The sequence below is a fragment of the Streptomyces sp. WM4235 genome (genome assembly GCF_001279725.1).
GTDB lineage: Bacteria > Actinomycetota > Actinomycetes > Streptomycetales > Streptomycetaceae > Streptomyces.
In genome coordinates this window covers 1-8,548 of record NZ_LGDE01000056.1, presented here as the reverse complement: position 1 = coordinate 8,548, position 8,548 = coordinate 1, and the positions used below count along the sequence as shown (strand labels likewise).

At 69.5% G+C, this 8,548-nt stretch carries 9 protein-coding genes; 4 read left to right on the top strand and 5 right to left on the bottom strand.

Translation table 11 applies throughout. The features are described from left to right. The 3 genes from ADK55_RS39600 to ADK55_RS06870 all read left to right on the top strand — a co-directional run. Window positions 1–311: IS5/IS1182 family transposase (locus tag ADK55_RS39600; protein ID WP_053676568.1), on the top strand; the 311-nt coding region annotated here is incomplete at its 5' end. After that, window positions 203–529, top strand: coding sequence for a transposase (locus ADK55_RS40885; RefSeq protein WP_420713598.1), 327 nt, complete (start codon window positions 203–205; stop codon window positions 527–529). The genes ADK55_RS39600 and ADK55_RS40885, both read left to right, overlap by 109 nt. Before the next feature lie 356 nt (window positions 530–885). After that, the gene (locus tag ADK55_RS06870; RefSeq protein WP_053676567.1) at window positions 886–1,185 is read left to right on the top strand and encodes a hypothetical protein; all 300 of its coding nucleotides are present in this window, start codon (window positions 886–888) and stop codon (window positions 1,183–1,185) included. An 8-nt stretch (window positions 1,186–1,193) separates the two neighbouring features. Here ADK55_RS06870 and ADK55_RS39100 read toward each other — a convergent pair whose 3' ends face one another. The 4 genes from ADK55_RS39100 to ADK55_RS06860 all read right to left on the bottom strand — a co-directional run bounded on the left by ADK55_RS39100 (window position 1,194) and on the right by ADK55_RS06860 (window position 3,939). Next, complete coding sequence (locus ADK55_RS39100; RefSeq protein WP_199826462.1) at window positions 1,194–1,418, bottom strand: transposase; 225 nt, start codon at window positions 1,416–1,418, stop codon at window positions 1,194–1,196. After that, window positions 1,342–2,061, bottom strand: coding sequence for a hypothetical protein (locus tag ADK55_RS39095; RefSeq protein WP_078998576.1), 720 nt, complete (start codon window positions 2,059–2,061; stop codon window positions 1,342–1,344). The genes ADK55_RS39100 and ADK55_RS39095 overlap by 77 nt, the downstream gene beginning before the upstream one ends. A gap of 30 nt (window positions 2,062–2,091) precedes the next feature. Next, entirely contained in the window at window positions 2,092–2,265 is a 174-nt protein-coding gene (locus ADK55_RS37470; protein ID WP_159041298.1) for a hypothetical protein, read from the bottom strand. Window positions 2,266–2,433: 168 nt separating this feature from the next. Then, entirely contained in the window at window positions 2,434–3,939 is a 1,506-nt protein-coding gene (locus ADK55_RS06860) for a SulP family inorganic anion transporter (RefSeq protein WP_053676566.1), read from the bottom strand. Between the two features lie 1,010 nt (window positions 3,940–4,949). On the opposite strand from ADK55_RS06860, the gene ADK55_RS06855 reads away from it, so the two are divergent. Then, window positions 4,950–5,447 carry a hypothetical protein gene (locus ADK55_RS06855; RefSeq protein ID WP_053676565.1) on the top strand — a complete coding sequence of 166 codons (498 nt, stop codon included), beginning with the start codon at window positions 4,950–4,952 and terminating at the stop codon, window positions 5,445–5,447. A 529-nt stretch (window positions 5,448–5,976) separates the two neighbouring features. Here ADK55_RS06855 and ADK55_RS06850 read toward each other — a convergent pair. Next, window positions 5,977–8,526, bottom strand: a complete 2,550-nt coding sequence (locus ADK55_RS06850) for an FG-GAP-like repeat-containing protein (RefSeq protein WP_053676564.1) — start codon at window positions 8,524–8,526, stop codon at window positions 5,977–5,979. Window positions 8,527–8,548: the final 22 nt, after the last annotated feature.

Sequence of the window (8,548 nt, the reverse complement as noted above, 5' to 3'; positions counted from 1 at the left end):
GTCCGGTAGCTGACCGGCTGTGCCTGCAAGGCATCTTGTACGTGCTCTGCAACGACATCGCCTGGCAACTCCTGCCGATGGAGCTGGGGTTCGGCTCAGGACAGACCTGCCGGCGGTGGTTGGAGCGGTGGCAGCAGGCGGGCGTCTTCGACCAGCTGCACCGCGTCCTGCTCGACGAACTGAACGCAGCCGGCCGGCTCGACTGGTCCAGGGCCTGCGTGGACGGCTCCCACATTCGGGCGAAAAAGGGGGAGCCGACACCGGCCCGTCGCCGGTCGACCGGCGGAAGACAGGCAGCAAACACCACCTGATCCGCGACGGACGCGGCACCCCGCTGAAAGTCATCACGACCGCGGCCAACGTCACCGACGTCACCCAAACCCTCGCCTTGGTCGACGGCATCCCACCCGTCGCCGGCCGCCCCGGGCGACCCCGAAGGCGTCCGGAAGCCCTGCTCGGCGACAAGGGCTACGACTCCAACCCCAACCGGCGGACACCGAGGTGGCCCGGTGGCAAACGATCGCCTTGATCCGACGGACCTGGGCGCGACCGCTCCGGCCATTGCCGATCACCCCGTTGGGGATGTCCATGTCGGTGCCGGTACCTGCGATGACAGCCATGTGGCTGGACTTCTCTTGTTTCACGAGTTTCTTGTCCTTGGTGTGCACCCGTCCATGAACAGCCCGGGTTTCCCTTCTGTCGTCGAATCCTAGGAATGCCGACACCGCACGTACTTGAACCTCCGCGACGTTCGTTCGGAACCTCAGCGCCATACGGGTGGCGAGTGGCTGTGTAGGTGAGTTTCGGGTTCTGGCTCACCTTCCGTGGAGGGCTGACGGAGTGTGATGTCAGTGCTGTGTGGTGGGATGGCCGGACTCTGCTGCCGTGGCCTGCTGGGAGTCCGCCTTGATGCCTGTGTACTCGTCTCTGACTCACGCCCTGGCCGAGGGTTTGGTCGATGTCCTGTGGTTCATTGAGGGCACTGAAGACGAGCAGATGGATCCGGACGACGCCGTCAAGGTCATGGAAGGCGTCGCCCACCTGGTCAGCATGCTGTCGAGCGACCAGCGGAACGAGTTGATCGAACTGCTTGGAACCATGGTCGAAGCCGAGTCTGACCCGGCACGGCGCGAGTTCCTGGAAGGGTTCCCGGAGGGCTTCGGGCTCCTTGCAGATGGGGTCTGACCTGTGCTTCACGAGTGGAGCAGGACACGCTCGCGGAGAAGGGCGAAGCCGACCCGGCCGAACATCTGACGTTTGAGCGTCTTGATTCGGTTGACCTGGCCTTCGACGACGCCTGAGCTCCAGGGCAGGGTGAGGCCCGCGATGACCGCATCGCGGTCACGATCGATACCCGCAGCAAGCGTGTGGGGGCCAGGCAGATCGTCTTGCCGGACGGCATCGAGCCACTGCGGCAGCCGTTCGCCTGGCGCTCGGTGAGCATCTGGCCGAAGGAGCGGACGTGGCCGGTGAGGGCTTCGAGTTCAGGGCAGTGAACCAGAACGGCTTTGAGCCGAAGGCGCTCCGTCTCGTTGAGGGTCTCCGGTCGGCGGAGGATCCATCCGGCGACGACGCGGGTGACGGTGGCCGAGCTGTGACGGGGCCCGGCGAGAGCGCTTTCAGGCGCGGCCCTGCGGTTGCGGAGAGGGCAGTGGCGAGGCCGCGGCTCGGGTGGCCGCCGTTGGTGGACAGTTCTTTGAGCCGGTACGCGGACAGCCACGCTTCCACGGCGTGCGTCTGGGCGGGGTCGGTGGCGGCCCGGGTGACTGGGGTCCTGTGCGCGCGAACGGTGCCGACGACCTGCTGCCCGTTCACGGTGGCGGGGCCGCTCCAGCCCTTGACGCACCGCATGAACAGCACCGTGCGCCGGCCGGCCAGGGTGTCGGCGACGGCCTGGGCGAACTCGGCGTGGAAGGCCTCGTGTCCGTCGTCCGGGATGGTGACGGTGCGGGCGTGCCGGCCGAGCCCGGCCGTGTACGCGGTCATGGCCCGCTCGTCGAGGCCGGCGAGGAGGCTGCGGGCGCACATGCAGAAGCCGTTGAGGTGGACGGGCGGCAGCACCGGGGTGCCGGGCAGGGCGTGGGCGGCGAGTCAGGCCGCAGCCGTGATCGCGATCTCGCACTCGCCGTCCCCGAGGACCGCCACGATCACCCGGCCGGGGCCGGAGGCCAGGGCGGCGCCCTGGGCGAAGGGCAGGCAGCAGCCGAGCCGGCCGCCGAGGAAGTCCCCCTGCGGGCAGGGCCGGGCCGGCCTCGGATCCGCCACCTCGGGGAAGGACCGGCACAGGTCCAGCAGGCCTTGCTCCGCGATCCCAACCGCTCCCGCCGACCGCTCCCGCCGATCGCTTTCGATCTTGCTGCGGGAAAAGGTCGTCTGTGAGAACTTCGAAGGACCCCGGTCGGCGGCCGGGTCCTTCGGTTCGCAGCGGTGGTGTCAGTGGCTGGTGAGTTCGCCGGTGAGCTTGCCGTGAAGGTCGGCACTGGGGTCATTGAGTCCGGTGATCTGGACCGTCTTGCCGCGCTGGGCGTACTTGGTCTCGATGGCGTCAAGGGCGGCGACGGAGGAGGCGTCCCAGATGTGCGCCTTGGACAGGTCGATGACGATCTTGTCAGGGTCGGTGGCGTAGTTGAACTGGCCGACGAGGTCGTTGGAGGAGGCGAAGAACAGCTCGCCGGTCACGGAGTAGACGACGCTGGCGTTGTCGGGGTCGGGGGCGGCTGTGACCTCGGCGAGGTGGGCGACGCGCTTGGCGAAGATGACCATCGCGGTGATGGAGCCGGCGACGACGCCGATGGCGAGGTTGTGGGTGGCGACCACGCAGGCGACGGTGACGACCATGACGGTGATCTCGCCGGCGGGCATCCGCTTGAGGGTCTTGGGCGCGATGGAGTGCCAGTCGAAGGTCGCGAAGCAGACCATGACCATGACGGCGACGAGCGCGGCCATCGGGATGTCGGAGACGACCGGGCCGAAGACGATGCACAGCACCATCAGGAAGACGCCTGCGAGGAAGGTGGACAGGCGGGTGCGGGCGCCGGACACCTTCACGTTGATCATGGTCTGGCCGATCATGGCGCAGCCGCCCATGCCGCCGAAGAAGCCGGTGACGATGTTCGCGATGCCCTGGCCGATGGACTCGCGGGTCTTGGAGGAGTGGGTGTCGGTGATGTCGTCGACGAGCTTGGCCGTCATCAGGGACTCCATCAGGCCGACGAGCGCCATCGCGAAGGCGTACGGAGCGATGGTGGTCAGGGTGTCCAGGGTGTAGGGCACGTCCGGCAGGCCGGGTACCGGCAGGGAGGACGGCAGGGCGCCCTTGTCCCCGACCGTGGGGACCGCGATGCCGGCCGCCACGGTGATCACGGTCAGGATGACAATCGAGACGAGCGGCGCGGGGATCACGGTGGTGATCTTCGGGAAGTACACCATGAGCGCCAGGCCGCCGGTGATCAGCGGGTAGACGGGCCAGGGCACGTCGTGCATCTCGGGGACCTGGGCCATGAAGATCAGGATGGCGAGGGCGTTGACGAAGCCGACCATCACCGAGCGAGGGATGAACCGCATCAGCTTCGCGATGCCCAGCGCGCCGAGCGCGATCTGGAAGACGCCGGCCAGGATGACGGCGGCGACCAGGTAGCCGAAGCCGTGCTCACGGTTCAGCGGCGCGGTCACCAGCGCGACGGCACCGGTGGCGGCGGAGATCATCGCGCGGCGGCCGCCGACGATCGAGATGACCACGGCCATCGTGAACGAGGCGAACAGTCCGACCGCGGGGTCGACACCGGCGATGATCGAGAACGAGATCGCCTCGGGGATCAGCGCGAGCGCAACGACCAAGCCCGCGAGGACCTCGGTACGCCACACCTTGGGGTCGGAGAGCCAGTTCGGGCGCAGGGCGCGCAGCCGTGCGGCGGGGGACGTCAGGGAAGCAGAAGACAAGGGATCGGGAACCTGTCGTGCTCGGGCACACCCCGCTCCGGTCAGGCGGAGGCTGTGCGGCAGGACGCGGGAAGACCGGGCCGGCATCCACGCGGACGGCCCACGCGAGCGGACCGGAAGAAGAGGGAACGGAGCGGGGCCTGCCCGAAGGGCGCGGCCGGGCTGCACGTCAGGGGCGAAGCATCACGGCGGGCAGGCGACGGAGCTGAGCGACATGGGCTCGCGCACGCTCGCTCCTGCAAGAATCGGATCTTCGCCGGGGGCACCATCGGCCCCGACACTGCAACAGCGGGGCAGCGGCAGGCCGCCCGCACCATCAGGCACTCTACCCTCAGCGGCCTGAGGAGTATGTGTGGCTCTGGGTCTCTACACCCGACTACGCCGCGTCCGACGCCGCGTCGGAGGCGGCCGCAGCCGACGTCGAGCCTACCGCCGCCGAGCGCGAGGAGGAGCAGCGGGTCGTCCGGGCGCGCGTGGAGGCCAACGACTCCGACGCCGGTGCCGACCTCACGGTCGACGAGGAAGTGTGCTGCGTCGCGAGTGCGGCGAGGAGTGCGTCCGGGAGTTCCGCACGGCGAAGGCTCTGGCGGTCGAGGCGTACTCGACTGCCTGGTCAAGCCCAAGGTCGGCGCGGCGGCACGGGCGGCAGCGTTCGCCGCGCCCGCGGGAGCCGGTACCTCATCGGCCACGACGGCGTACGCCACCACCGCGGGGGCCACGACGGCCCCCTTCGCGTCGACCAGCCCGCAGTATCCGGGGGTCGGCACGATCGTGAACCAGGTTGGCGTGGCCATCCAGATCTACTCCAACGACCACGCCCGCCGCACGCGCACGTCAAGGGCAAGGGGAAGGGCAAGGGCAAGGGCAAGGCCGCGGAGGTCCGGATCGGCATGAACGGCAAACCGATCCTGGAAGAGAAGCCGCCGACGAAGCTCAACAGGCTGTCATCGACAGCAATATCCGTACCATCAGGGGGAACGTCCGAGCCGCCATGGAAAGGTTCAAGGCCAATGGCAAATGCTGAGGTGACCCCGGAACTCCGGCACGCCCTGCGGCAGCTTGAGGAGCGGGTCGGAACGACCGTGTCCGACGTGACCGACGGACACGCGCGCTGGGAGCTGTACAGGGCCGCCCTCGCGTCCGATACGGCGCGGCCGGGGCTGCTGGCCGCGGTCACTGCAGAGGCGGACGGAGCGCTCGCGTCGGCCGTCGTCGGCGAAGCCCTGGAGCGGGTGCCCCGCGCCGACCGGGAGACCTGGGTCCAGGCCCTGGCCCCCTCGGTGCGCGCGTTCAGCGAACGCCGGGCACGCGAGCTGGGAATCCTCGAGGAGCTCCGGTCCAGAGCGGAAGCGCCGACACTCGGCACCGAACTCGTCGACGGCTGGAGCGACTGGCTTCAGCTGCGGATCGGCGCCGAGGTCTCCGAGCCGTCGGTGCTGAGAGTTCTGGCCGAGTCGGGCCGGACGAAGCGCATCCGGCGGACCGCCACCGAGGCGCTCGCCGGCTGACGTCGAAGCACGAAAGAGACGATGGCCTCCCCTCCTTCACGGGAGGGGAGGCCGTCGTGATGTGCGGCTCCCGGGAACATACGGGGTCGGTCGGGCTCGATCGAGGCCTCTCGCCGCCGACTCCATGAACCCGGCACCTCGGGAGCAGTAGTAGGGGAACGCCACTCCCCTTGTGTTTGCCGACGTCACAAGCCGGACCCTTCAGCGGATCGAGCTGACGAGCTCGTGCACGGTAGGTGGTGAGGCGTCGAGGATTCCGGCGGGGCTCGGTGTTCACACGGAGCGGGGGTGAGCCTGGACCATGCCGCGGTGGGTGCCGGGGGGAGAGGTGGTTCCAGCCATCGAAACGTGTGGGACGGGGTTGGCTCTCTGAACGTGGCCGCCTGGTGCGGAGTGCATCCACGGCCTCGATGGGTGGAGACAGGGATTAGATTCCAGATCTCTTCCCGCAGGCCGCCCAGGACGTAGCCCGGCGTGCTCGGGGAGGGGGCCGGTCCCGGCCGGGCTCGTGGTGCTGGTGAGTACTCGGTCACCAGCCGCCGGTGAGGGTGGTGGGGCTTGCGAAGGTGGCGTCGTTGTGGCCTGCCCAGCTGCGCAGGTCGCCGGTGTTGTCGTCGCGGGCGATGAGGTCGGCCTTGCCGTCGCCGGTGAAGTCGGCTGCCGTGGTCTGGGAGAAGGGGCTCCAGCCGCCGGTGACGGTGAAGGGGGCGTTGAAGTAGCCGGCGGCGTTGTGCGTCCACATCTTGAGGTTCCCGGAGGCGTCACGGGCGATGATGTCCGCCTGGTGGTCGCCGTTGAAGTCGGCCGCCGTGGTCTGCGTGAAGTCCCAGCCGCTGCTCAGGGCGGCGCCGGCGCCGAAGGTGCCGTCGCCGCGGCCGGCCCAGATCTTCAGGTTCGCCGAGGAGTCGCGGGCGATCAGGTCGGCCTTGCCGTCGCCGTCGAAGTCCGCGGCAGTCGTCTGGGTGAACTCCCAGCCGCCCGTCACCGTGATCGCCGAGCCGAAGGTGCCGTCGCCGTGGCCCTTCCAGAGTTTCAGGGTGCCCGAGGATTCGCGGGCGATGAGGTCGGCCTTGCCGTCACTGGTGAAGTCGGCGGCCGTGGTCTGGGAGTAGGGGCGCCAGCCGGCGGTCACGTCGGTGGAGGAGGCAAAGGTGCCGTTGCCCCGTCCGAGCCACATCTTGAGGGTGCCCGTCGAGTCCTGGCGCGCGACGAGGTCCTGGATCCCGTCGCCGTTGAAGTCAGCGGCCGTGGTCTGGGACATGGCGAGGCTGGGCGCGTCAGCTGCCCGGACCAGGGTGTCGGCGAGGACCTTGGTGCCGGCGTCGCCGAAGTGGAGGTGGTCGCCGCCCGGCTTCAGCATGCTCGGCAGGAGCTGGGACGGCATGTCGGGGTCACGGGTGGCGAGGTCGAAGTCGGTGGGGGCGTCGGCCTCCGTCATCGTCCTGATGGCGGCGTTGACCTGCTGGCGTGCGGTCTCCTTGGCGTCGCTGTAGGCGGAATAGCCGCCGAATGCGGGGAGGGTGGCGACGATGACGCGGATGTCGCGTGCCTTCGCCCGTGCGCAGATGCGGCGGATCGCGTCCGTCACCGACTGGGCGGAGGCGTTGTCGTGGGCGAGGTCGTTGATGCCCTCGTAGACAACGACCGTACGGACGTTGCTCTGGGCGAAGACGTCCCGGTCCAGTCTGCTCAGGGCGCTGGGTCCGGCGGTGTCGGCGCGGTCGGTCAGCAGCCGGTTCGCGCTGATGCCCGCATTGACGACGCCGGTGGGCCGGGAGGCGGCGTTGAGCGCCGCGGCGTAGTGGTCGGGCCAACGCTGGTTGCGGTCCGGGGTGGAGTGGGCTCCGTCCGTCTGGGAGTCGCCCAGGGTGACGACGGTTCCGATGTTCTCGGCTGCGGCGACGTCGATGCCGTTGACCAGCGTCCAGTGGGAGAGAGTGCCGGGAAATGCCGTCGCGGCAGTGTCGGCCGTGTGATCTCCCGCCTGGCGGTTGCTGATGAAGGAGGTCGTCAGGGCGTAGTCGTGCGTGGGCGCCGTCGTGACCTGGTCGGGGAGGTAGATGCTGACCAGGAGGTTCTTTCCGGCGGTGACGGGGAAGGCGACGGGATCGCTGTAGATCTCCCCGCCGGCCGGAAGGGTGGTCTCCGCTGCGCCGCCGAAGGTCAGGGAGACGGGTACCTGGGTCGCGGCCGCTCCCCCGGCCGCCGCCTGGGCTGCGACCGTCACGTGCCCGAGCCGGATCGGCTGCGGGGAGAAGGTGTTGGCGAACCGGATACGGGCGGTGCCACCGCTGGTGTGGGGGTTCACGACCATGCGCAGGGTCTGCTGGGCCCAGCCCGGCTGGGCAACCGGCTGGGCGGAGCCGAAGGAGGCACCCCAGCTGCCGGCCCAGAACTTTCCGCCCGGAGCGGCGGGTGTGCTGCGTACGGCGAGGTCGAAGACGTGCAGCGCGGGGGCGCCTGGTGCGGCGGAGCTGCCGGTCTTCGGCAGGGTCACGGACGCGACGGTCTTGTGCGGGTCGAGCGGCACGGTGACCGCGTGGAGCCGGGCGGGGGCCGTCTGTTGTCCGGACGGGGTGTTGCGGTGGTCCAGGCTGAGGGCGGCCGTGGTCGTCGCGCCCGCGGTCCAGTCGGGGACCTCCAGGGTCTGCTGTGCCGATGTGCCGTCGGTGTAGGTCACGGTGACGGGCGCGGCGACGGGGCCGGATGTCGCAGATGCCAGGAATCCGAGTGCGTTGCCGGCGCCCCGTGTCGTCAGGATCTGGCCTGCGGCCATGACGTTGTCGGGTTGACCGGGGGCGACATCGGCCCGTGTGTAGGTCGTTGCGCCGATCGTGACGCGGGTGCCGCGGCGCCAGCCCGCCTTGTCGAGGTCGGTGGCCGACAGGCTGCGTCCTGCGGCGTCGAAGTCGGCTGCTGCGGGTTCGCCGTCCGGGCTGATCGCCGTGTTGTTGAACGCCTCGCGCACAGTGCCATAGGTAGCGGCGTGTGCGGTGGTGGCGTGTGCGGTCGTGGCGGTCGTCGTGATCAGTCCGCCGGCGGCCAGGGAGAGAGCCAGTGGCAGGGCCGTGGTCCTCATGCGGCGGAAGGCACGTCTCGAG

Bases quoted from the DNA above. Each gene is read 5' to 3' on its own strand.
- ADK55_RS06855 (WP_053676565.1), top strand. From the start codon at position 4,950: ATGGCAAATGCTGAGGTGACCCCGGAACTCCGGCACGCCCTGCGGCAG.
- ADK55_RS06850 (WP_053676564.1), bottom strand. From the start codon at position 8,526: ATGAGGACCACGGCCCTGCCACTGGCTCTCTCCCTGGCCGCCGGCGGA.